Raw genomic sequence first — 22,944 nt, forward strand, 5'->3', positions numbered from 1 at the left:
CGGCGCGGCCCGCCTAGGCTGGTCCTCGTGGACGAAGAGTGGCGATCGCTCACGGAACGCATGCGACAGGAGTCGCGCGGCTCGGTCGCGTACGAGCGGCTGACGGCGACCGAGGACCATGACGAACTGGCGGAGGTGCTCACCGCGCCCGGACAGCCGCTGTGGGCCAGGGAACTGGCCGCGTTCCGGCTGGGCGTCGCCGGCGACCGGCGCGCCTTCGAGGCCCTGGTGCTGCTGCTCAACCACCGCGACCCGCCGCGCTGCGCCTCCGCCGCCCACGCGCTCGCCCGCCTCGGCGACCCGCGCACCGCACGCGCGGCCGCCGCGCTCGCCACCAACGAGCTGCGCGTCGCCTACGCCCTGCACCCGGTGCGGCTCCTGGTCGAGCTGCAGGCCCCCGAGTCCGTGCCCGCGCTGATCACCACCCTGGAGCGGCGGCTGCGCCCGCACGATCCGTACCGGCGGGTGGCGCTGGCCTGCGTGGAGGGCCTCGGCGCCCTCGGCGACGAGCGCGCCCGCCGGGTCCTGAACGAGGCCCTCGCGCATCCGGCGCTCGCCGAGGCAGCGGTGCACGCGCTGGCCCGCATCCCGCAGCAGAGGCAGAGGTGACGCCCGCTCACAGCTCCCTGGCGTACCGCACCTCGGGGACGGCCACGCCGTCCACGTCGAAGGGCTCCTCGGCGCCGTCCGCTCGGAAACCGGCGCGTTCGTAGAAGCGGCGGGCGCGCGTGTTCTCCTTGAGGACCCACAGGAACATGCTGGGGTACCCGGAGCACTGTTCGACCGACGCGGCCAGCAGCGCCCGCCCGATCCCGCTTCCTATGTGTGCGGGGTCGAGGTAGAGGGCGTACAACTCGCAGTCCCCGGTGCGCACCTCGCCGTCCCGGTACGGCCCGTGCGCCGCCCAGCCGACGATCCGGCCGTCCAGCTCGGCGACCAGGTTCGCCACCGTTCCGTCTCCCTGTCCGAACCATGCCCGCCGCTGCTCGGCGTCCCGCGCCACGCTGAGCGTGTCGAGATGGCTCTGCGGCATGAGCCCCCGGTAGGCGTGCTGCCAGCCGCGGACGCGGATCTCCGAGACGCGGTCGCAGTCGTCGAGGGTCATCGGACGGATGTGCGCAAGCGGGTTGTCCATGGCGGCACCCTAGAGGCCCGCTCCCGTACGCGTCCCTGGTTATCCGCCGGCCACCACGAGCGCCTCGACCTCCATCAAGAACTCCGGGGCGACGAGCGGGGCCACCTGGACGGCCGAGGCCGCCGGAAGGCGGTCGCCGGGTATGTGCGCCGCGCGGGCCATTGGGGTCTCCCCTGCTCGAACGCAGTTGAGAGCTTGGGGAAGGATCGCCGGCAGGAAGGCGATGTCCGTGACGAAGCAAGTCAGTTCGACGACGTCCTGGAGGCCGTGGCTGTACTGGGCCGCGGGCGCGACCCCGTCGGGGGCGGGGATGCGGGTCGGTTCGCTCATGCGTCCCGTGGTGGACCACGGGTCCGACAACGCCCCGACACGGCCCCCGACGGGCCGTCAGGAGCGGTTCAGCGCCGGAAGCCCAGCAGACCGTGCAGGGTCGAGCCGCGCGACGGCGCCGAGGCCGCCTTCGCCTTGAGCGGCTTCGGGTCAGGGGACTTCTTGCACACCGCGTCGGCCGTGCCGGTGCCGTACGGGACCTTGCCGCTCGTCAGATAGTCGGCCAGGTACTTGTCCAGGCAGGTGTTGCCGCTCAGCGTGATGCCGTGGTTGCCGCCGCCGTCCTCGACCACCAGGCTGGAGCGGGCCAGCAGGTGGTGGGCCGTCACACCGCCCGGATACGGGGTCGCGGCGTCGTCCGTCGCCTGGAACAGCAGCGTCGGCGGCAGCTTGCCGTTGGCGATGTTCACCCGCTTCAGGGTGCCGGCCGGCCAGTACGCGCAGGGTGCGTTGTACCAGGCATTGTTCCAGGCCATGAAGGGTGCCTTCGTGTACACCCCCCAGGTGTCCGTCCGCCAGCGGTTCCAGTTGTGCGGCCAGGCGGCGTCACGGCACTGCACCGCCGTGTAGACGCTGTAGCCGTTGTCGCCCGAGGTGTCCACGGCGGCGAACCGCTGGTACGCCTGCACCAGGGGTTCGGCGTTCTTGTCGTGGACGTAGGCCGAGAACGCCTGGGCCAGGTAGGGCCAGTACCCGTTGTAGTAGCCGCCGGGGATGAAGGTGTCCTCCAGTTCGGAGGCGCCGACCTTCCCGCCCGCGGGCTTCTTCGCCAGGGCCGCCCGCATCGCGTACCACGCGGCCTCGACCTTCGCGGGGTCCTTGCCGAGCCGGTACGTGGCGTCGTACTTGGCGATCCACGCCATCAGGGCCCGGTGGCGGTCGTCGAAGGCGTAGTCCTGGCCGAGGTTGTCCTCGTACCAGATGCCGGTCGGGTTCACGATCGAGTCCAGCACCAGGCGGTGGACCCGCTCGGGGAAGAGCTTGGCGTAGACCGCGCCCAGGTAGGTGCCGTAGGAGTAACCGAAGTAGCTGATCTTCTGCGCGCCGAGGGCCTGCCGGACCGAGTCCATGTCCTGGACCGCTGCGACGGTGTTGATGTGCGGCAGGACGCTCGCGTACTTGCGGCCGCAGGCGGCGGCGAAGGACTGCGCGCGCTGCAGGTTCTTCTGCTCCAGCGCGGCCGTGGCGGGCACGGTGTCGGGACGCACCGTCCTGAAGTGGCGGGGCGAGCAGTCGAGGGCCGGGGTGCTGCGGCCCACTCCGCGTGGGTCGAAGCCGATGACGTCGTACTGCGCCGCCACGCTCTTCGGCAGCGCGGACGCGACGAACCCCGCGAGCGTCAGACCGCTGCCGCCGGGGCCGCCGGGGTTGACCAGCAGCGGGCCCTGGGACGTCGCCGCGGTGTGCGGCACGCGGGACAGGGCGAGGGTGATCTGGGTGCCGGCCGGATGCAGGTGGTCCAGCGGCACCTTCAGGGACGCGCACTGGAGCGTCGGGTAGTCGCTGGTTCCGCAGGTCTTCCAGGTGAGCCTGGCCGCCGGAGCGGTGGGGGCCGCCTGCGCGGGCACGGCCGTGACCGAGCCCGCCGTCATGGCGGCGGCTGCGCACAGCATTGCTGCGCGTGTCCTCATGGGTCCTCCCGGGACGGAGGGTGATGCGAACCGCGAGGGTCACGGTTCTCGCCGCATCGTCCCGAAGAGAGCGCCCTGAAGAACCTACTATGTCAATAGTTGACCCAATTGGGTCGAGGGATGCCCTCTAACGCTCTCAAAGGAGGGTGAGTTGGGTCGGCTCGGACACGTCCGCGGGCTCGGCCGCCGGCGGGGCCCCGGCCGGCCGGATCCGCCGGGCCGCGCCCGCGCGCGTGGGTCCGATGCCGTACTCCTGGGCCAGCTCGTGCACCTGTCGGGTGATCCGGCGCTGGTACCACTTGGGCGCGTAGGCGCCCTCCGCGTACAGCCGCTCGTAGCGGCGCACCAGGTGCGGGTGGTGCCGGCCGAGCCAGGCCATGAACCACTCCCGGGCGCCGGGGCGCAGATGCAGCACCAGAGGGGTGACCGAGGTGGCTCCGGCCGCCGCGATCGCTCGCACGGTGGCTCGCAGTTGGGCGGGATCGTCGCTCAGGAAGGGGATGACCGGCGCCATCAGCACCCCGCAGCCGATGCCCTGCTCGCCCAGGGTGCGGACCACGTCCAGGCGGCGCTCGGGCGCCGGCGTGCCCGGCTCCACCGTGCGCCACAGCTCGGTGTCCGTGAAGCCGACCGAGACCGAGATCCCCACGTCCGTCACAGCGGCCGCGCGGACCAGCAGGTCCAGGTCGCGCAGGATCAGCGTGCCCTTGGTCAGGATCGAGAACGGGTTCGCGTGCTTGGTGAGCGCCGAGATGATGCCCGGCATCAGCCGGTAGCGGCCCTCGGCGCGCTGGTAGCAGTCGACGTTGGTGCCCATCGCCACGTGGTCGCCCTGCCAGCGGCGCGAGGCCAGCTGGCGGCGCAGCACCTCGGGCGCGTTCACCTTCACCACGATCTGGGTGTCGAAGCCGATCCCGGTGTCGAGGTCCAGATAGCTGTGCGTCTTGCGGGCGAAGCAGTAGACGCACGCGTGAGAGCAGCCACGGTACGGGTTCACCGTCCATTCGAACGGCATGCGTGAGGCGCCCGGCACCCGGTTCAGGACCGAGCGGGCCCGCACCTCGTGGAAGGTGATCCCGCGGAACTCCGGTGTGTCGAAGGTGCGGCTGACGACGGCGTCCGCGCCGAACAGCGCGGTATCGGCGGCCCGGCCGTGACCGCCGGACTCCCCGGAGTCCACGGTGAGGTTCTCCCAGCGCATGACGCCTCCTCGGTAGCGCTCGCGCTCAGAATAGAACATACGTTCCCATGATCGTGCGACCTCGATTTGGGTGGCCGGGCGCCGGGGTGGTTGGCTTGCTCCAACCCCGAGAAACCAGGTCCTGGAGGAACGCAATGGCGCAGGTCGAAGCCACCACGGAGCGGGTCGTCGCGGCGAACGCGGAGCAGGTGTTCGACGCGCTCGCCGACTACAGCGGCACGCGGCAGCAGCTGCTGCCCGAGCACTTCAGCGAGTACGAGGTGCGCGAGGGCGGCGACGGTGAGGGCACCCTCGTCCACTGGAAGCTCCAGGCCACCAGCAAGCGTGTGCGCGACTGCCTCCTGGAGGTCAGCGAGCCCAGCGACGGTGAACTCGTCGAGAAGGACCGCAACTCCTCCATGGTCACCACCTGGCGCGTCACGCCGGCCGGCGAGGGCAGCTCCCGGGTCGTCGTCACCACCACCTGGAAGGGCGCCGGCGGCATCGGCGGCTTCTTCGAGAAGACCTTCGCGCCCAAGGGCCTCGGCAGGATCTACGACGCGATCCTCGCCAACCTCGCCGCCCACGTGGAGAAGTAGGGCCAAGATCCGGCCGGTGAAGGGGTGTTGACCCGGCGCAGCGCCCCCTCACCGGTTCGAGTGGATCTCCGTCCCAGTCCGGGATTGCACCGTAACTCGCCGTACTTGTTCGCAGTTGTCGCCTTACGCGGGAAATGTGACAGGCGCGACGAGGGGAGCCGCACGTGGGCGGGACGACTCTGGTGCAGCACGAGCCGGCCGCGGCACCGGCCCCGGCGGAGACCGTCGAGGAACCTCCGCCCCCCGCTCCGGCCGCCCAACTCGGCGCGCGCCGGGTGCGGTTGGTCTTCTTCGGGCTCATGCTCGCCCTGCTCCTGGCCGCACTCGACCAGATGATCGTCGCCACCGCGCTGCCGAAGATCGTCGGTGAGCTGCACGGCCTGGACCGGATGTCCTGGGCGATCACCGCCTATCTGCTCACCTCCACCATCGGCCTGCCCGTGTACGGCAAGCTGGGCGACCTCGTCGGCCGCAAGGGTGTCTTCCAGTTCGCCATCCTGGTCTTCGTCGTCGGCTCCGCCCTCGCCGGGCGCGCGCAGAGCATGGACCAGCTGATCGCCTTCCGTGCCCTCCAGGGCGTGGGCGCGGGCGGGCTCATGATCGGCGTCCAGGCGATCATCGCCGACATCGTGCCGCCCCGCCAGCGCGGCCGCTACATGGGCCTGATCGGCGCCGCCTTCGGCCTCGCCTCCGTCGCGGGACCGCTCCTCGGCGGCTACTTCACCGACCGTCTCTCCTGGCGCTGGTGCTTCTACGTCAACGTCCCCTTCGGGCTGGTCACCCTGGCCGTCGTCACCGGCGTCCTCAAGCTGCCGAGGCCGCGGGTCCGTGCCCGGCTCGACGTGCCCGGCGCGCTGCTGCTCGCCGCGGCCTCCACCTGCCTGGTCCTGCTGACCAGTTGGGGCGGCACCGAGTACGCCTGGGACTCCCGGGAGATCCTCGGCCTCGGTGCGGGCGCCGTCGCCGCCACCGTCCTCTTCCTCGTCGCCGAGCACTTCGCCGCCGAACCCCTGATCCCGCTCCGGCTGTTCCGGGACTCCGTCTTCAACGTGACCGGCCTGGTCGGCCTGGTGATCGGTGTCGCCCTGTTCGGCGCGGCCGGCTATCTGCCGACCTTCCTGCAGATGGTCGACGGGGCCAGCGCCACCGAGTCCGGGCTGCTGATGCTGCCCATGACGGCCGGCATCGTCGGCGCCTCCGTCATCGGCGGGCAGCTCATCACCCTCACCGGCCGCTACAAACTCCTCCCCCTCCTCGGCGGCGCCCTCTCCGCCGCCGGCATGTGGCTGCTGTCCCGTCTGGACACCGGCACGCCCCGGCTGCACTACAGCATCTGGATGGCCGTACTCGGCGCCGGCATCGGCCTGGTGATGCCGGTCCTCGTCCTCGCCGTGCAGAACTCCGTACGCCTCGCCGACCTCGGCACCGCCACCAGCGCCAACACCTACTTCCGGCAGATCGGCGGCAGCGTCGGCGCCGCCGTCTTCGGCACCCTCTTCGCGGACCGGCTCACCGACGCCCTGCGCCGGGAACTGCCCCCGCGCGCGGGCGCCCGGCTGCCCGACCCCGAGTCGCTCACCCCGCAGCTCGTCCACGCGCTGCCACCGGCGCTGCGCGACGCCTACATCCGCGCCTACGCCGACGCGATGCCCCGGATCTTCCTCTACCTCGTCCCGGTGCTCGTGCTCGGCCTGCTCATCGCCTTCTTCCTCAAGGAGAAACCGCTGGTGCCCCACAACGCCACCGAGACGGAGCCTGCCGCCGTGAACGCCCCCATCCCGCAGGCACGTTCGCCGCACACCGCCGGAATCCCGGTGTGCGGCACGGTGCAGCACCCCGACGGGACCGTGGTGCCCCGCGCGGCGCTCACCCTCATCGACGTCTCCGGACAGCAGATCGGGCGCGGCGCGAGCGGCGAGGACGGACGGTACGCGCTCGCCACCCCCGGGTCCGGCTCGTACGTGCTGATCGCCGCCGCGGGCGGCCACCAGCCGCAGGCCGTCTCCGTCACCGTCGGCGAGCGCCCCGTCGAACTCGACGTCGTGCTCGGCGGCGCCGGACGCCTCGCGGGCAGCGTGCTCACCGCCGACGGCAGCGCCGTCCGGGACGCCACCGTCACCCTCACCAACGTGCACGGTGAGGTCGTCGCGGCCACCCGCAGCGGCCGCGAGGGCGGTTACGTCATCACCGAACTGGTCGCCGGCGAGTACACCCTCGCCGCCAGCGCCCCCGCCTTCCGGCCCGCCGCCCTCCCGGTCACCGTCCAGGCCGCCCGGGAGACCCGGCAGGACATCGAACTCGCCGGCGGCGCCGTCCTGAAGGGCACGGTCCGGGCGAACGGCGGCCGCCCCGTGGAGGACGCCCGGGTGACACTGCTGGACGCCGCGGGCAACGTCGTGGACACCCTCACCACCGGAGCGGACGGAACCTTCCGGTTCGTCGACCTGTCCTCCGGCGAGTACACCGTCATCGCCGCAGGTTACCCGCCGGTCGCAACCGTCCTGCAGGTCGCCCGCGGCGGCCGCACCGAGCGCGACCTGCAACTCGGCCACGAGGACTGAGGGCGCGCCGAGGGGGGCGCCCGCAGGGCGCTGAGCTGCGCGCCGGGGCGATCGGGTGAAACCAATTCCAGGATTGCCACACATCGCGACCGGCCGCAGCCGTACCGTAGTGGCGGGCGGCACAGATCGTTTACGAACAGCCGTGGGGAGAGAGGGCCTGGGCCATGGACCGTGGCAGCGAGCGGGACGAACCTCCCGGCCGCGGCGCCGGCGACGCGGCCGCGGGCCGGGTTCCGCTGGGCGTGGTCGTCGTGGACCACGATGGCTTGGTGTCCCACTGGAGCAGCGGCGCGCGCCGCCTGTTCGGCGTGGAACGCGAGGACGCGGTCGGGCGTCCCGCAGCCGACCTGCTCCCCGTCTCGGGGGCACTCTCCGACGACCTCCCCGCCGACGCACTGCCGGACACCTACGGCCTCCCCGAGGCGCACGAGGCGCTCGGCCCCGACCTGGAGGCCTCCCTCGACGGGCGCACCGGCTACGCGACCGCGGGCCGCGCCCGTCTGTGCCCGGACGAGGACGACGGCACCCGCATCGACGTGCTGTGGTGGGCCTACCCGCTGGTCGGTCCAGGACCCTCCCGGCTGCTGGTCCTCGCCGCCGACGCCACCCGGCTGCGCGACGAGCGCGGCTACGACGACGAGACCGCCGAACGCATCTCGCCCGGCTTCGCCCGCCACACCGAACTGCCCGCCTCCGAGGAGCTGGAGCGCCGGCTCCCCGAGATCCTGCCCAACATGGGCCCGGGACTCAGCGGCCGCATCATCTCCCAGGTCCTCGAACTCGGATACCCCGTCCTGGAGTTCAGCCAGCACGACCGGGTGCCCGTCACTCCGTACTGGGGAGTCCCGCGCCGGGCCGGCCGCGGCCCCGCCGAAGCCGTCGTACCGCAGCAGCGCACGGCACCCGTGATGATCCCCACCGGCGCCGAGTACGACCTCGAGTACGCCGCCGTGCGTGAGCGGCTGGAGTTCCTCAACGAGGTCAGCTCCGGCATCGGCACCTCGCTCGACCTCGGTGAGACCATCCGCGAGGTCACCAGCGCCGCCGTACCGCGCTTCGCGGACTTCGCCGGCACCCACCTGCGGGCCGCCGTCCTGGCCGGCGAGGGCTTCCCGGACGGCCCGCCGGACGCCAGCACCGTGATGTTCCGGGTATGGGTCGAGCACAACGACGAACCGGGCCGCTGGGACGACACCGTGCCGGTCGGCGAGGCCTTCGCCTTCCCCGAGCACACCCCGTTCTACAAGTGCATGGTCACGGGCGAACCGGTCCTCATCCCGAGAGTCACGGAGGAACTGTCCAACCGCATCTCCGGCGAGTTCGAGAAACGCGACCTCAGGCCGCTGATCGGCGGTCGCTCCCTGCTGATCGTCCCGCTCAAGGCGCGCAACGTGGTGCTCGGCTTCATGGTGCTCATGCGCCGCCCCGACCGCCCGGCGTTCGACGACATGGACCGCACCACCGGCGCCGAACTCGCCGCCCGCGCGGGCCTCGTGCTCGACAACGCCCGCATGTACACGTACCAGGAGAACGTCGCCGACACCCTGCAGGACAGCATGCTGCCGCAGGTGAGCCCGCGGATGGCCGGCTGCGACGTGGCGACCCGCTATCTGCCCGGCACCCGGCTCGGCCGGATCGGCGGCGACTGGTTCGACACCATCAAGCTGCCCGGCTCGCGCACCGCCCTCGTGGTCGGCGACGTCATGGGACACGGCCTCAACTCGGCCGCCATGATGGGCCAGTTGCGTACCGCCGTACAGACCATGGCCACCATGGAGACCCCGCCGGCCCAACTGCTGCGCAACCTGGACGACCTGGCCCGGCGGCTCGGCGAGAACTACCTCGCCACCTGCCTGTACGCGGTCTACGACCCGATCCGCGGCGAACTGCACCTCGCCAACGCCGGACACATCCCGCCCGTCCTGGTGCGGGCCGAGGACGGCCGCAGCGAGCTGCTCGACCTGCCCACCGGAGCACCCATAGGGGTCGGCGGTGTCGCGTTCGAGTCCACCGTCGTCCGCGTCTCGCCCGGCGACCGGCTGGTGCTGTGCACCGACGGACTGGTCGAGGTGCGCGGCTCCGACATCGGTGAGGGCCTCGCCGCGCTCTGCGAGTCCGCCGCCCACCCCGCGGCCTCCATGGACGTCGCCTGCGACACCATCATCCGCGCCCTCAACACCCGCGGCGGCCGCAAGGACGACGTCGCCCTGCTGATGGCCCGGCTCAACGGCATCCCCGACGACCATGTCGCCGAGTGGCACCTCGACGCCGCCCCGCACGAGGTGGCCAGGGCCCGGCGCCTGGTCCGCGACCAGCTGCTGGAGTGGGGCCTGCCGCACACGGTGGAGACGGCGCAGCTGCTGGTCAGCGAGGTCGTCACCAACGCCGTCCAGCACGGCTCGGGCGGCCGGATCGGACTGCGGGTGGTCCGCACCGACGCCCTGCTCTTCGAGGTCACGGACGACGAGCCGGGCCTGCCCGCGATGCTCGGTACCGGACCGTACGACGAGTCGGGCCGCGGTCTGCGCGTGGTCAGCCGGCTGGCCCGGGAGTGGGGCGCCAGCGCGACCGGGCACCGCAAGACCGTCTGGTTCGAACAGGCCGTCAACGGAAGGCAGTGAGCCGGGGGGCGCCCGCGTCCCCCCGGGGTTGCCGGGGTCGGTACTTCCGATGAAGGTGACCCCCTGCCCCTTGCCGAACCGACCGCCGCCGCGATATCCCGATCACGGAACCGACCGTGGGGAGATCGTCATGAACGTCTCGGACAACTACCGCAACGCGTGGGAGAGTTACTGGCGCGAGACCTCCGACGCGACGGGCGAGGCGATCTGGGACTCCGATCCCTCCCTCACCGCGCAGCCGCACAGCGAGCTGCTCCTGCCGTACGCGGACACCGCGCGCACCATCGTCGACCTGGGCTGCGGCAACGGCACCCAGACCCGCTACCTCGCCACCCGGTTCGCCCGGGCCGTCGGCGTCGACCTCTCGCACGCCGCCGTCGAGCACGCCCGCCACGCCGAGAACGGCGACACGGTCGAGTTCCAGCAGCTCGACCTGACCGACATCGGCACCGTACGGGCCCTGCACGAGCGGCTCGGCGACAGCCACGTGTACATGCGGGCCGTCATCCACCAGAGCGAGCCGGACGCACGCGCGGCGGTGGCCGCCGCGGTCGCCGAGATCATCGGCTCCGCGGGCCGTGCCTTCGTGGTCGAGCTGACCTCGGGCTCGCGGGACGTCCTCAAGCGGGCGGCCACCGGCCCGGACGGACCGGGGCCCAAGCTGCGCCGCGTCTTCCAGCACGGCCTCAAGCCCGCCGACGCCGACGACGAGGAGATCCCGCGGCTGCTCGATGAAGCCGGCCTGGAGGTGCTCGCGAGCGGCGAGACGGTCCTGCCGCAGACCGAGTACCTCACCGACGGAACCCGCATCGACCTGCCGGCGCGCTGGTTCGTCCTGGCCGGGAAGTGAGCGGGCCGCACACCAAGGAGCACTCTCCGGAGCGGCGGCGGCGGACGCCGTGGCCGCCGCCCCGCACGGCCCCGTCGTAGCCTGTCCCCGGTCGGGACGCGTAACGTGCCGGGCATGAAGATCCTGATCAGTGCGGACATGGAGGGTGCCACCGGCGTCACCTGGCCGGGCGACGTGCTCCCGGGCACACCGCAGTGGGAGCGGTGCCGGTCCATGTTCACCTCCGACGTGAACGCCGCCGTGCTGGGCTTCTTCGACGGCGGCGCCGACGAGGTGCTCGTCAACGAGGCCCACTGGAGCATGCGCAACCTGCTGCTGGAGCAGCTCGACGACCGGGTCGAGATGCTCACCGGCCGGCACAAGGCGCTGTCCATGGTGGAGGGCGTGCAGCACGGTGACGTGGACGGCATCGCGTTCGTCGGCTACCACGCGGGCGCCGGCATGGAGGGCGTCCTCGCCCACACCTACCTCGCGAACCAGATCACCGGGGTGTGGGTGAACGACGTCCGTGCGAGCGAGGGTCTGCTCAACGCGCATGTAGTCGCCGAGTACGGCGTACCGGTCGTGCTCGTCACCGGCGACGACCTGGCCTGCGAGGACGCCCTCGGGTACGCGCCCGAGGCGCTGAAGGTCGCGGTCAAGGACCATGTGTCCCGGTATGCGGCGGTATGCCGTACGCCGTTCCGGACCGCCTCCGACATCCGCACCGCAGCCAAGGAGGCCGCGCGACTGGCCGTGCGCCACGAGCCCGTGCAGGGCGGTCCGTTCACCGTCGCCGTCGAGTTCGACGCCGAGCACCTGGCGATGGCGGCGACCGTCGTCCCGGGGGTGGCGCGGACCGGCGAGCGGAAGGTGGCGTACACCAGCGACACGATGTACGAGGGAATCCGGACCTTCAAGGCGGTCACCACGATCGTCTCGGCCGCGGTGGAGGAGCAGTATGGCTGACGAGCAGGCACTGGACGAGGTGGTGGAGTTCACCTCCGGCCTGATCCGGATCGACACCACCAACCGGGGCGGCGGCGACTGCCGGGAGCGGCCCGCCGCCGAGTACGCGGCCGAGCGGCTGGCCGGAGCCGGCCTGGAACCCCTGCTGCTGGAGCGGACACCGGGGCGGACCAACGTCGTCGCCCGGATCGCGGGCACCGACCCGTCCGCCCACGCCCTGCTCGTCCACGGCCACCTGGACGTGGTTCCGGCCGAGGCCGCCGACTGGAGCGTGCACCCCTTCTCGGGCGAGATCCGCGACGGCGTCGTGTGGGGGCGCGGCGCCGTCGACATGAAGAACATGGACGCGATGATCCTCGCGGTCGTCCGCTCCTGGGCCCGGCAGGGCATCAGGCCCCGCCGGGACATCGTCATCGCGTTCACCGCCGACGAGGAGGACAGCGCCGAGGACGGCTCCGGGTTCCTCGCCGGCCGGCATCCGGAGCTGTTCGAGGGCTGCACCGAAGCCATCGGCGAGTCCGGTGCCTTCACCTTCCACGACGGCGACGGCCGGGAGATCTACCCCATCGCCGCAGGGGAGCGCGGCACCGGCTGGCTGAAGCTCACCGCGCGCGGCCGGGCCGGACACGGCTCCAAGGTGAACAAGGAGAACGCGGTGACCCGGCTCGCCGCCGCCGTCACCCGCATCGGCGAGCACGAGTGGCCGCTGAGGCTCACCCCGACGGTACGGGCCGCGCTCACCGAGCTCGCCGCCCTGTACGGCTTCGAGCCGGACTTCCGGAACGTGGACGGTCTGCTGGAGAAGCTGGGCCCGGCCGCCAAGCTGGTCGAGTCGACCGTACGCAACAGCGCCAACCCGACCATGCTGGACGCCGGTTACAAGGTGAACGTGATCCCCGGGGAGGCGGCCGCGTTCGTCGACGGGCGCTTTCTGCCGGGCGGCGAGGAGGAGTTCGTCGCGACCCTGGACCGGCTCACCGGCCCGGACGTGGACTGGGAGTTCCACCACCGGTCGGTCGCGCTGCAGGCGCCCGTCGACTCGCCCACGTTCGCCGGGATGCGGGCGGCCGTGGAGGAGTTCGCGCCCGGAGGGCACGTGGTGCCGTACTGCATGACCGGTGGCACGGACGCCAAGCAGTTCTCGCTGCTCGGTATCGACGCCGCCTACGGATTCGCTCCGCTGAAGCTTCCAGAGGGGTTCGACTACCAGGCGATGTTCCACGGCGTCGACGAGCGCGTCCCCGTGGAGGCGCTGCACTTCGGTGTCCGGGTGCTCGACCGCTTCCTGCGGACGGCCTAGGTGATGGGGGTAGACGTGCACAAGCAGGCGTACGGATCCTGGCCCTCGCCGATCGACGCGGCGCTGGCCGCCGCGCACGACGGGCACCCCGAGTGGGTGGGCTTCGTCGGGGACGAGGTCTGGTGGACCGAGCCCCGGCCCGCCGAGGGCGGCCGCCGGGCGCTGGTGCGGCGGCTGGCCGACGGGAGCGAGGAGTCGCTGCTGGCCGCGCCGTGGAACGTGCGCAGCCGGGTCATCGAGTACGGCGGCCTGCCCTGGACCGGGGTGATGCGGGACGACGGGCCCCTGGTGGTCTTCACGCACTTCGCCGACCAGCGCCTGTACCGCTACGAGCCCGGCGGCGAGCCGCGCCCGCTGACCCCCCTCTCCCCGGTCGGCGGCGGGCTGCGCTGGGCGCAGCCGCAGGTGGACCTCGCCCGTGGCGAAGTGTGGTGCGTGCTGGAGGAGTTCACCGGGGACGGCCCGGACGACGTACGGCGCGTCCTGGCCGCCGTACCGCTGGACGGCTCGGCCGCCGGGGACCGGGCCGCCGTACGCGAACTCACCGATGGAGGGCACCGGTTCGTCACCGGCCCCCGGCTCTCGCCCGACGGGCGCCGGGCCGCGTGGCTGGCCTGGGACCATCCGCGGATGCCGTGGGACGGCACGGAACTGCTCGTCGGCGAGGTCGGTGACGACGGCACGCTGCACACCGTTCGCACGGTCGCCGGCGGTCCGCAGGAGGCCGTCGCGCAGGTGGAGTGGGACAGGGACGGCCGTCTCCTGTACGCGAGCGACCGCGGCGGCTGGTGGAACCTGTACCGGGACGGCACCCCGCTGTGCCCGCGCGAGGAGGAGTTCGCCGGGCCGCTGTGGAAGCTCGGCCTGAGCTGGTTCGCTCCGCTGGACAACGGGCTGGTCGCGGTCGTCCACGGTCGGGGCGCGACCGCCCTCGGGATACTGGACCCGGAGTCCGGCGAGGTGGTCGACGCCGCCGGACCCTGGACCGAGTTCGCGCCCGGCCTCGCGGCGCTCGGGGGCCGGGTCGTCACGGTCGGCGCCAGCCCGCGCACCGGCTACGAAGTGGTCGAGCTGGACATCAGGAGCGGACGCGCCCGTGCGATCGGCGCCCGGCACCGGGATCCGGTCGACCCGGCGTACTACCCCGAGCCGCAGATCCGCACCTTCACCGGCCCGGGCGGCCGCGAGGTGCACGCCCACGTCTACCCGCCGCACCACCCGCACCGCACCGCCCTCGACGGCGAGCTGCCGCCGTACGTCGTCTGGGCGCACGGCGGGCCCACCAGCAGGGTGCCGCTCGTGCTGGACCTGGAGATCGCCTACTTCACCTCGCGCGGCATCGGGGTCGTCGAGGTCAACTACGGCGGCTCCACCGGGTACGGCCGTGCCTACCGGGAGCGGCTGCGCGAGCAGTGGGGCGTGGTCGACGTCGAGGACTGCGCGGCCGTGGCCCTCGCCCTCGCCGAGGAGGGGACGGCCGACCGCGACCGGCTCGCGATCCGGGGCGGCAGCGCCGGCGGCTGGACCACAGCCGCTTCCCTGACCACGACCGATGTGTACGCCTGCGGCACCATCGTCTACCCCGTCCTCGACCTGGCCACCTGGGGGCCGGGGGAGACCCATGACTTCGAGTCGCGGTACCTGGAGTCACTGATCGGCCCGCTCACCGAGGTGCCCGCGCGGTACGCCGAGCGTTCGCCCACCGCGCACGCCGACCGGCTCACCGTGCCCTTCCTGCTGCTCCAGGGCCTGGACGACGTGATCTGCCCGCCCGCCCAGTGCGAGCGCTTCCTCGCCGGGATCGAGGGCCGGGGCGTGCCGCACGCCTATCTCACCTTCGCGGGGGAGGGGCACGGATTCCGTCGCGCCGAGACCATGGTGCGCGCGCTGGAGGCCGAGCTGTCCCTGTACGCTCAGGTGTTCGAGCTGGGTGTGTCCGGTGTTCCGGAGTTGGAGTTGCGCACGTGAGAGAGCTGGTACGGCCCGCCCGGCTGGCCCCCGGGGCACGCGTGGCCGTGGTGGCCGCCAGCGGGCCGGTGCCCGAGGAGCGGCTGCAGGCGGGGCTCGACGTGCTGCGCGGCTGGGACCTCGACCCGGTGGCCGCACCCCATGTGCTGGACCGGCACGGGGAGTTCCCCTACCTGGCGGGCACGGACGCCGACCGTGCCGCCGACTTCCAGAACGCCTGGTGCGACCCGGCGGTGGACGCGGTCCTGTGCGCCCGCGGCGGGTACGGCGTCCAGCGGATGATCGACCTGCTCGACTGGGAGGCGATGCGCGCGGCCGGGCCGAAGGTGTTCGTCGGCTTCAGCGACATCACCGTCCTGCACGAGGCCTTCGCCACCCGTCTGGGCCTCGCCACGCTGCACGGGCCGATGGCGGCCGGTATCGACTTCATCAAGAACGAGCGGGCGCAGGCGCACCTGCGGTCCACGCTCTTCGAGCCGGAGACCGTGCGCACCCTCGCCTCCGGCGGCACCGCCCTCGTCCCCGGCCGGGCCCGCGGGGTCACCCTCGGCGGCTGTCTCTCCCTGCTCGCGGCGGAGCGCGGCGCCCCGCACGCCCGCCCGTCGGCGAGCGGCGGGCTCCTGTGCCTGGAGGACGTGGGCGAGCAGACGTACCGGCTGGACCGCTACCTCACCCAGCTCCTGCGCTCCGGCTGGCTGGACGGGGTGCGCGGGGTGCTGCTCGGCTCCTGGGCGCAGTGCGATCCCTACGAGCGGGTGCGGCCCATGCTCGCCGACCGCCTCGGCCCGCTGGGTGTCCCCGTGGCCGAGGAGTTCGGATTCGGGCACTGCGCGGGAGCGCTGACCGTCCCCTTCGGGGCAGCGGCCGAACTCGACGCGGAAGCGGGCACGTTGACGCTGGACGAGCCCGCTCTGCGCTGAGATCCGGTACCGCACCGAGCGCCCCGGCCGGTGCCCCGTAGGCTGGCGGGATGCCGCACACCGCATCCCGCCACCTCGCCGAAGGCCCCCGCGTGGGCATCCGCTTTTTCACTCTCGACGACGGACCCGAGTTCACCGCCCGGGCCAGGGAGAGCAAGGACCTGCACCGGCCGTGGCTGTTCCCGCCGGACACCGAAGAGGGCTACGCCGGCTACGCCGGACCCCTCATCGAGGACCCGAGCCGCGCCGGCTTCCTCGTGTGCGAGAAGGACAGCGGGGACATCGCCGGGTTCATCAACATCAACAACATCGTCCGCGGCGGCTTCCAGTGCGGCGCCCTCGGCTACGGCGTCTTCGTCCACGCGGCCGGCCGGGGGCTGATGCGCGAGGGCCTCGACCTGGTGATCGGGTACGCGTTCGGACCGCTGGGGCTGCACCGCCTGGAGATCAACGTCCAGCCCGGCAACACCGCCTCGATCGCGATGGCTCGCGGCGCCGGCTTCCGCCTGGAGGGCTTCTCACCCGACATGATCTTCATCGACGGGGCCTGGCGGGACCACGAACGCTGGGCGCTCACCGCCGAGATGCGCGACCCCGCCGAGAGCGCCTTTGCGCAATCCTGACCAGCAGCGCCCCTGGCCGACTTCCCGCACCCCGGGTTCCATGGTCGACGTGACGAGGATCCGACGTGAGGTACTGACCCTGCCGGCCGCGCAGTTGGGACCCGACAACCCGCTCCCTCCGCTCCGGCCGCTCGACGAGATCCACCGGGTCGACGACCGCGAACGGGACGACATGCCCAGGGACATGGCCCGGCAGCTCGGCTACGAGCCGTTGCACAGCCTGCTGCCGGTGCGCATCCGCGACGGGTACGGCAGAACCCGCGAGCCCCGCGCCCTCGACGCCCTGGTGATCGAGAACGACCGGCTGCGCGCCACCGTCCTGCCCGGCCTCGGCGGCCGGATCGCCTCCCTGGTCCACCTCCCCACCGGCCGCGAACTCCTCTACCGCAACCCGGTGTTCCAGCCCGCCGCCTTCGCCCTCAACGGCGCCTGGTTCTCCGGCGGCATCGAGTGGAACATCGGCGCCACCGGCCACACCACCCTCTCCTGCGCCCCCCTGCACGCCGCCCGTGTCCCCGCCCCGGACGGCGGCGAGATGCTGCGGCTGTGGGAGTGGGAGCGGCTGCGCGACCTGCCCTTCCAGGTCGACCTGTGGCTCCCGGAGGGCTCCGACTTCCTTCTCGTCGGCGTCCGGATCCGCAATCCGCACGAGCGCCCGGTGCCCACGTACTGGTGGTCCAACATCGCCGTACCCGAGGAGCGCCGGATCCTGGCCCCCGCCGAGGAAGCCTGGCTCCCCCACTGCCTTGAGGGCGTGGGAGGTGCCCCCATCGGTTACGAGCGCCGGCTGCGCCGGGTACCCGTCCCCTCGTACGACGGCATCGACCGCAGCCGTCCTCTCGACAGCCCTTACGCCGCGGACTACTTCTACGAGGTGCCCGACGGCCGGCGCCGCTGGATCGCCGCGCTGGACGCGGACGGGCACGGGCTGGTGCAGACCTCCACCGACGCCCTGTGCGGCCGAAAGCTGTTCGTGTGGGGCAGCGGACCCGGCGGCCGGCGCTGGCAGCAGTGGCTGACCGAGCCCGGCACCGGTGGCTACTGCGAGATCCAGGCGGGACTCGCCCGCACCCAGCTGGAGCACGTCCGGCTGGAGCCGGAGAGCGAGGTGTCCTGGCTGGAGGCCTACGGCCCGCTCGACACACCCGCCGAAGGCGAGTGGCCCGCGGTCGTCCGGAGCGCCGAGGAGCGGCTCGCCGCGGTGCTGCCGCGCGCCCGCGTCGAGGAGGCGCACGCGGTCTGGAAGCCGTACGCCGACACCGAACCCGGCGAGAGCCTGGCCACCGGCTCGGGCTGGGGCGCGCTCGAAGTCCTGCGCGCCGACTGGAAACTGCCCGGCACCCCCTTCGCCGAGTCCACCCTCGGCGAGGCGCAGGCGCCCTGGCGCGAGCTGCTGCGCACCGGCTCCCTGCCCGAGCCGCGCCGGGTCCGCCCGCCCGGTGAGACGCTGGTAGCCCCGCACTGGCGGGACATGCTGGAGACCGCGCCCGCCACCCCGCACACCGAGTACCACCTCGGCGTCGCCCAGTGGCACGCCGGCGACCGCGCCCAGGCGGTCCGCAGCTGGGAACGCGCCCTCCCGCTCGCCCCGTCCCTGTGGCCCCTGCTGCGCTGCCTCGCCGTGGCCGACCAGGAGTCCGGCCACCACGAGCGGGCCGCCGAACGGTACGCCGAGGCGTTCGACGACCTGTGCCACGAGCGCCGCGACGACGGCGAGGCCTGGACGGCCGCCGTGGCGGCGCTCGGCCGGGAGGCGCTGGAGGCGCTGCTCAGGGCCCGGCGCGCGGCGGACGCCCGCGCGGTGTGGGATCGGCTGCTGCCCGCCGTGCGGCGGCGCGGCCGGTTCCGGCTGCTGGAGGCCGAGCTGCTGCTCGCCGAAGGGCGGCGCGCCGACGCCCGGGCCGTCCTCGACACGGGCTTCGAGGTCGCCGACCTGCGGGAGGGCGCGGAGGTGATCGGGCGGCTGTGGGCCCGGCTCACCGACGAGCCGCTGCCCGCCCGCCTGGACTTCCGGATGCGCCCGGACACGCCCTGAGCGGCCGTGCGGCTCAGGCGCCGTGGTCGACGTACTCGAAGACCGAGCCGTCCGGGTGCACCGCGAGCAGATTCCGGCCGACCGGCGTCGGCACCGGCCCCGCGACGATCCGGGCGCCCAGTTCCGTGAGCAGCCGGTGGGCCTCGTCCACGTCCTTGACGGCGATCGTGGCCGCCACCTTGCGCAGCAGCTCCAGCTCGGCCTCGGGGCCGCTCATCAGCAGGAAGGAGCCGATCGCGGCGACCTGCACGCCGCCGCGTTCGAACCGGAGCGCTCTGCCGCCCGCGAGACGCTCGTAAAAGGGGATCGCGGCTTCGAGGTCGTCGACGCAGATGCGCAGCGAGGCGCCCAGAATCTCCATGCGGACGAGCCTAGTTGGGGCGGACCGTCGCGCACAGGCCAGGGCCGTGGCCGTCGCTGTTACGCATCGTGTGCGGTGGGTACTCGCAGTTCATGGAGCACATCGATCACCTGGAACATCTGGACAAGCACCTCGTCGAAGAGCTCGCTCAGGTGGCACGCGAGACGGTTCGCGACGAGCTGCGCGAGCAGACCCGCAGGCGGCGCCGCACCGCCATGCTCTACGCCGCCTCGGGCGCGGTCGCCCTGTACGCGGGCGGCGCGCTCGCGCTCGCCCTGGGCCTCGGCCTGGCCACCGGCCTGCCCGGCTGGGCCGCCGCGCTGATCACCGCGGCGATCCTCGGCGTCATCGCCTACCTGCTGCGCGGCGCAGCCCACCCGAAGCACCCGCACGCCGCCGCCGCGGGTGAGGCCGCGGCCCCACCTGGCACGCCGTACCCGCCGATGCCGTCCGAGGCCCCCTTCCGGCCCGGCATCGATCCCGAGGGCCCGCACCACCGGGCCTGACCCCGCAAGGCGCGACGGGGCCGGACCGGCGTCCGGGTGAGGTGAGCGGCGTTTGGGTGGCGCGGCCCCGGTTACGCGGAAAGCCTCGGAGGAGCCACACCGCCGGAGGCGCACCGTGAGTCGACCACGCGTCGTGATCGTCGGCGCCGGTTTCGCCGGGTACCGGGCCGCTCGCACCCTCGCCCGTGTGACCCGGGGCCGTGCCCTGATCACACTGCTCAACCCGACCGACTACTTCCTGTACCTGCCCCTGCTGCCCCAGGTGGCCGCCGGGCTCCTGGAGCCCCGCAGGGTCGCCGTGTCGCTCCCCGGCACCCTGCGCGGGGTGCGGCTGCTGCTCGGCGAGGCGCACGGTGTCGACCTGGACGGCTGCACCGTCCACTACACGGACCCCGAGGGCGGCAGCGGGGCGGTCGGCTACGAGCGGCTGGTACTGGCCGTCGGCAGCGTCAACAAGCTGTTGCCGATCCCGGGGGTCGCCCGGCACGCGCACGGGTTCCGCGGGCTGCCCGAGGCCCTGTACCTGCGCGACCACGTGACCCGGCAGATGGAGCTGGCCGCCACGGACGACGACCCCGCGGTCCGCGCCGCCCGGTGCACGTTCGTCGTGGCCGGCGCGGGCTACACCGGCACCGAGGTGGCCGCACAGCTGCAGCTGCTCACCGACAGCCTGGCGCGCCGGCGCCTGGCGGGCGCCGGACGGCCCCGCTGGATCCTGCTGGACACCGCGCCCCGGGTGCTGCCGGAGCTGGACGAACGGCTCTCCCGCACGGCCGACCGGGTGCTGCGGGCGCGCGGCGTCGACGTACGGACGGGGACCTCCGTGAAGGAGGCCACCCGGGACGGAGTGCTGCTCACCGACGGGGAGTTCGTCCCGTCACGGACCCTGGTGTGGTGCGTCGGAGTCCGGCCGGACCCGCTGGTCGAGGTCGTCGGACAGCCGTTGGAACGGGGCCGGCTGATCGTCGATCCGTACCTGCAGGTGCCGGGGAACGCGGACGTGTTCGCCTGCGGGGACGCCGCGGCCGTACCGGACCTGCAGCACCCGGGAGAGTTCACGCCCATGACCGCCCAGCACGCCTGGCGGCAGGGCCGGGTGGCCGGCGAGAACGTGGCCGCCTCGCTCGGCCTCGGCCGGCGCCGCCGCGCCTACCGCCACCGCGACCTGGGCTTCGCCGTCGACCTCGGGGGTGTCCGGGCCGCCGCCAACCCGCTCGGCATCCCGCTGTCCGGCCTGCCGGCCGGCGCGGTCACCCGCGGCTACCACCTGGCCGCGCTGCCCGGCAACCGCGTCCGCGTCGCCGCCGACTGGCTCCTGGACGCCGTACTCCCGCGCCAGGCGGTCCAGTTGGGCCTCGTCAGATCCGGGGTGGTCCCCCTGGACACGGAGGCCGCGCACCAGCCCCCTCCCCAGCAGCACCCCGAAGGAGACTCATGAACACCGCCGAACTCGCCGCACTCGGACAGCAGCTGCGCGTCGACAGCGTGCGGGCCGCCGCCGCGGCGGGCTCCGGACATCCGACCTCGTCGATGTCCGCCGCCGATCTGATGGCCGTCCTGCTCGCCCACCATCTGCGCTACGACTTCGAACGCCCCGAACACCCCGCCAACGACCGCTTCGTGCTGTCCAAGGGACACGCCTCACCCCTGCTGTACGCCGCCTACAAGGCGGCCGGTCAGGTCGAGGACGCCGAGCTGCTCACCTTCCGCAGGATCGGCAGCCGGCTCGAAGGACACCCGACCCCGCGCCGGCTGCCGTGGGTGGAGACGGCCACCGGCTCGCTCGGCCAGGGCCTGCCGGTCGGTGTCGGCATCGCGCTGGCCGGCAAGCGGCTGGACCGCGTCGGCTACCGCGTGTGGGTGCTGTGCGGGGACAGCGAGCTGGCCGAGGGCTCGGTGTGGGAGGCCGCCGAACACGCAGCGTACGAACACCTGGACAACCTGACCGCGATCGTCGACGTCAACCGGCTCGGCCAGCGCGGCCCGACCAGGCACGGCCACGACCTGGACGCCTACGCCCGCCGCTTCGCGGCCTTCGGCTGGCACACCGTCGAGGTCGACGGACACGACGTCGACGCGATCGACCGGGCCTACGGCGAGGCGAAGGCGTGGACCGGGCAGCCCACGGTGATCCTCGCCCGCACCCTCAAGGGCAAGGGAGTCGCCTCGGTCGAGGACCGCGAGGGCCTGCACGGCAAGCCGCTGCCCGAACCCGAGGAAGCCGTCGCCGAACTGGGCGGACCGCGCGATGTGCGCGTCCGCGTCGGCGAGCCGCCCGCCGCCGCGATGCTCCGCTCCCTCACCACCGAGGTCGTGCAACTGCCGCACTACGACAAGGGGGACGAGGTCGCCACCCGCGACGCCTTCGGAAAGGCCCTCGCGGCACTCGGCACCGCCCGCGGCGACGTCGTCGCCCTGGACGGCGAGGTCGGCGACTCCACCCGTACGGAGGTGTTCGCCAAGGAGCACCCCGAGCGCTTCTTCGAGTGCTACATCGCCGAACAGCAGCTCGTCGCCTCGGCCGTCGGCATCGCCGCCCGCGGCTGGGTGCCGTACGCCGCCACCTTCGCGGCGTTCCTCACCCGCGCCCACGACTTCCTGCGGATGGCCTCGATCAGCGGCTCCGGCATCAACCTGGTCGGCTCGCACGCCGGGGTCGCGATCGGGCAGGACGGGCCCTCGCAGATGGGCCTGGAGGACCTGGCGATGTTCCGGTCCCTGTACGGCTCGACCGTGCTGTACCCCTGCGACGCCAACCAGACCGCCAGGCTGGTCGCGGAGATGGCCGGACTCGACGGCATCCGCTACCTGCGCACCTCGCGCGGCGCGACCCCGGTGATCTACGGCCCCGAGGAGGAGTTCCCGGTCGGCGGCTGCAAGGTGCTGCGCTCCGGTGAGCGGGACCGGCTGACGCTCGTCGCGGCAGGCGTCACCGTGCACGAGGCGCTCGCCGCAGCCGACCGGCTGATGGAGGAGGACATCGAGGTGCGGGTGGTCGACCTGTACTCGGTCAAGCCCGTCGACGTGGAGACCCTGCGCCGGGCCGCCGAGGAGACCGGCTGCCTGGTGACCGTCGAGGACCACCACGAGCAGGGCGGCCTCGGCGACGCCGTCGCGGAGGCGTTCGCCGACGCCCGGCCCGCACCCCGTCTGGTCCGGCTCGCGGTGCGCACCATGCCGGGCTCGGCCGCGCCCGACGAGCAGTTGCACGCGGCCGGCATCGACGCCGCTGGTATCGCGGCCGCGGCGAAACTGCTGGTCGAGGAGGCGGTCGTGCGCTGAGCGGGAGCCCTTTGCGGGCCGGGGGATCAGTCAGGGCCGTTCGCGGCTCTCCGCCTGCGGCCGTGGCCCGGCGTGGCTTGTGGTGGCGCGTCGC

General features: G+C 73.1%; 19 protein-coding genes. 14 read left to right on the plus strand and 5 right to left on the minus strand.

Annotated features, from left to right (window positions below; translation table 11 throughout):
• Positions 1 to 27: 27 nt before the first annotated feature.
• Positions 28 to 609, plus strand: a complete 582-nt coding sequence (locus tag FB157_RS34650) for an adenylosuccinate lyase (protein WP_145884648.1) — start codon at positions 28 to 30, stop codon at positions 607 to 609.
• Between the two features lie 7 nt (positions 610 to 616).
• Here the strand turns inward: FB157_RS34650 and FB157_RS34655 are convergent, their stop codons facing one another.
• From FB157_RS34655 to FB157_RS34670, 4 genes are all read right to left on the minus strand, one after another.
• Positions 617 to 1,135, minus strand: a complete 519-nt coding sequence (locus tag FB157_RS34655; RefSeq protein ID WP_145884649.1) for a GNAT family N-acetyltransferase — start codon at positions 1,133 to 1,135, stop codon at positions 617 to 619.
• Between the two features lie 39 nt (positions 1,136 to 1,174).
• On the minus strand, positions 1,175 to 1,465 hold the full coding sequence (locus FB157_RS34660; protein ID WP_145884650.1) for a RidA family protein: 291 nt from the start codon (positions 1,463 to 1,465) through the stop codon (positions 1,175 to 1,177).
• A gap of 68 nt (positions 1,466 to 1,533) precedes the next feature.
• Positions 1,534 to 3,096 (minus strand): alpha/beta hydrolase, encoded by a 1,563-nt coding sequence (locus tag FB157_RS34665; RefSeq protein ID WP_145884651.1) that lies wholly within the window; start codon positions 3,094 to 3,096, stop codon positions 1,534 to 1,536.
• 136 nt (positions 3,097 to 3,232) lie between these two features.
• A complete protein-coding gene (locus FB157_RS34670; RefSeq protein ID WP_145884652.1) occupies positions 3,233 to 4,297 on the minus strand; it encodes an Rv2578c family radical SAM protein in 1,065 nt (354 codons plus the stop codon).
• Positions 4,298 to 4,431: 134 nt separating this feature from the next.
• Between FB157_RS34670 and FB157_RS34675 the strand changes: the two genes are divergently transcribed.
• From FB157_RS34675 to FB157_RS34720, 10 genes are all read left to right on the plus strand, one after another.
• Positions 4,432 to 4,875 carry an SRPBCC family protein gene (locus tag FB157_RS34675; protein WP_145884653.1) on the plus strand — a complete coding sequence of 148 codons (444 nt, stop codon included), beginning with the start codon at positions 4,432 to 4,434 and terminating at the stop codon, positions 4,873 to 4,875.
• A 164-nt stretch (positions 4,876 to 5,039) separates the two neighbouring features.
• Positions 5,040 to 7,436 carry an MFS transporter gene (locus FB157_RS34680; protein WP_145884654.1) on the plus strand — a complete coding sequence of 799 codons (2,397 nt, stop codon included), beginning with the start codon at positions 5,040 to 5,042 and terminating at the stop codon, positions 7,434 to 7,436.
• Positions 7,437 to 7,600: 164 nt separating this feature from the next.
• Positions 7,601 to 10,057, plus strand: a complete 2,457-nt coding sequence (locus FB157_RS34685) for a SpoIIE family protein phosphatase (RefSeq protein WP_145884655.1) — start codon at positions 7,601 to 7,603, stop codon at positions 10,055 to 10,057.
• Between the two features lie 130 nt (positions 10,058 to 10,187).
• Positions 10,188 to 10,907, plus strand: a complete 720-nt coding sequence (locus FB157_RS34690; protein ID WP_145884656.1) for a class I SAM-dependent methyltransferase — start codon at positions 10,188 to 10,190, stop codon at positions 10,905 to 10,907.
• Positions 10,908 to 11,021: 114 nt separating this feature from the next.
• On the plus strand, positions 11,022 to 11,855 hold the full coding sequence (locus tag FB157_RS34695) for a M55 family metallopeptidase (protein ID WP_145884657.1): 834 nt from the start codon (positions 11,022 to 11,024) through the stop codon (positions 11,853 to 11,855).
• Entirely contained in the window at positions 11,848 to 13,155 is a 1,308-nt protein-coding gene (locus FB157_RS34700; protein WP_145884658.1) for a M20/M25/M40 family metallo-hydrolase, read from the plus strand. The genes FB157_RS34695 and FB157_RS34700 overlap by 8 nt, the downstream gene beginning before the upstream one ends.
• A 3-nt stretch (positions 13,156 to 13,158) precedes the next feature.
• Entirely contained in the window at positions 13,159 to 15,123 is a 1,965-nt protein-coding gene (locus FB157_RS34705; RefSeq protein ID WP_145884659.1) for an LpqB family beta-propeller domain-containing protein, read from the plus strand.
• Entirely contained in the window at positions 15,120 to 16,043 is a 924-nt protein-coding gene (locus tag FB157_RS34710; RefSeq protein WP_145884660.1) for an LD-carboxypeptidase, read from the plus strand. Before FB157_RS34705 ends, FB157_RS34710 begins: the two co-directional genes overlap by 4 nt.
• 50 nt (positions 16,044 to 16,093) lie before the next feature.
• On the plus strand, positions 16,094 to 16,666 hold the full coding sequence (locus tag FB157_RS34715; RefSeq protein WP_145884661.1) for a GNAT family N-acetyltransferase: 573 nt from the start codon (positions 16,094 to 16,096) through the stop codon (positions 16,664 to 16,666).
• A 40-nt stretch (positions 16,667 to 16,706) separates the two neighbouring features.
• Positions 16,707 to 18,701 carry a DUF5107 domain-containing protein gene (locus FB157_RS34720; RefSeq protein ID WP_145884662.1) on the plus strand — a complete coding sequence of 665 codons (1,995 nt, stop codon included), beginning with the start codon at positions 16,707 to 16,709 and terminating at the stop codon, positions 18,699 to 18,701.
• A 13-nt stretch (positions 18,702 to 18,714) separates the two neighbouring features.
• On the opposite strand, the gene FB157_RS34725 is transcribed toward FB157_RS34720, so the two are convergent.
• Positions 18,715 to 19,062: a VOC family protein gene (locus FB157_RS34725; protein WP_145884663.1), complete on the minus strand. Its 348-nt coding sequence runs from the start codon at positions 19,060 to 19,062 to the stop codon at positions 18,715 to 18,717.
• Positions 19,063 to 19,154: 92 nt separating this feature from the next.
• Here FB157_RS34725 and FB157_RS34730 point away from each other — a divergent pair, with 92 nt between their 5' ends.
• The 3 genes from FB157_RS34730 to FB157_RS34740 all read left to right on the plus strand — a co-directional run bounded on the left by FB157_RS34730 (position 19,155) and on the right by FB157_RS34740 (position 22,850).
• Entirely contained in the window at positions 19,155 to 19,568 is a 414-nt protein-coding gene (locus FB157_RS34730) for a phage holin family protein (RefSeq protein WP_145884664.1), read from the plus strand.
• Positions 19,569 to 19,683: 115 nt separating this feature from the next.
• Positions 19,684 to 21,006: an NAD(P)/FAD-dependent oxidoreductase gene (locus tag FB157_RS34735; RefSeq protein WP_186581829.1), complete on the plus strand. Its 1,323-nt coding sequence runs from the start codon at positions 19,684 to 19,686 to the stop codon at positions 21,004 to 21,006.
• Positions 21,003 to 22,850: a transketolase gene (locus FB157_RS34740; protein WP_145884665.1), complete on the plus strand. Its 1,848-nt coding sequence runs from the start codon at positions 21,003 to 21,005 to the stop codon at positions 22,848 to 22,850. Before FB157_RS34735 ends, FB157_RS34740 begins: the two co-directional genes overlap by 4 nt.
• Positions 22,851 to 22,944 lie beyond the last annotated feature (94 nt).

The organism is Streptomyces sp. BK340 (genome assembly GCF_007827595.1).
Classification (GTDB): Bacteria; Actinomycetota; Actinomycetes; order Streptomycetales; family Streptomycetaceae; genus Streptomyces.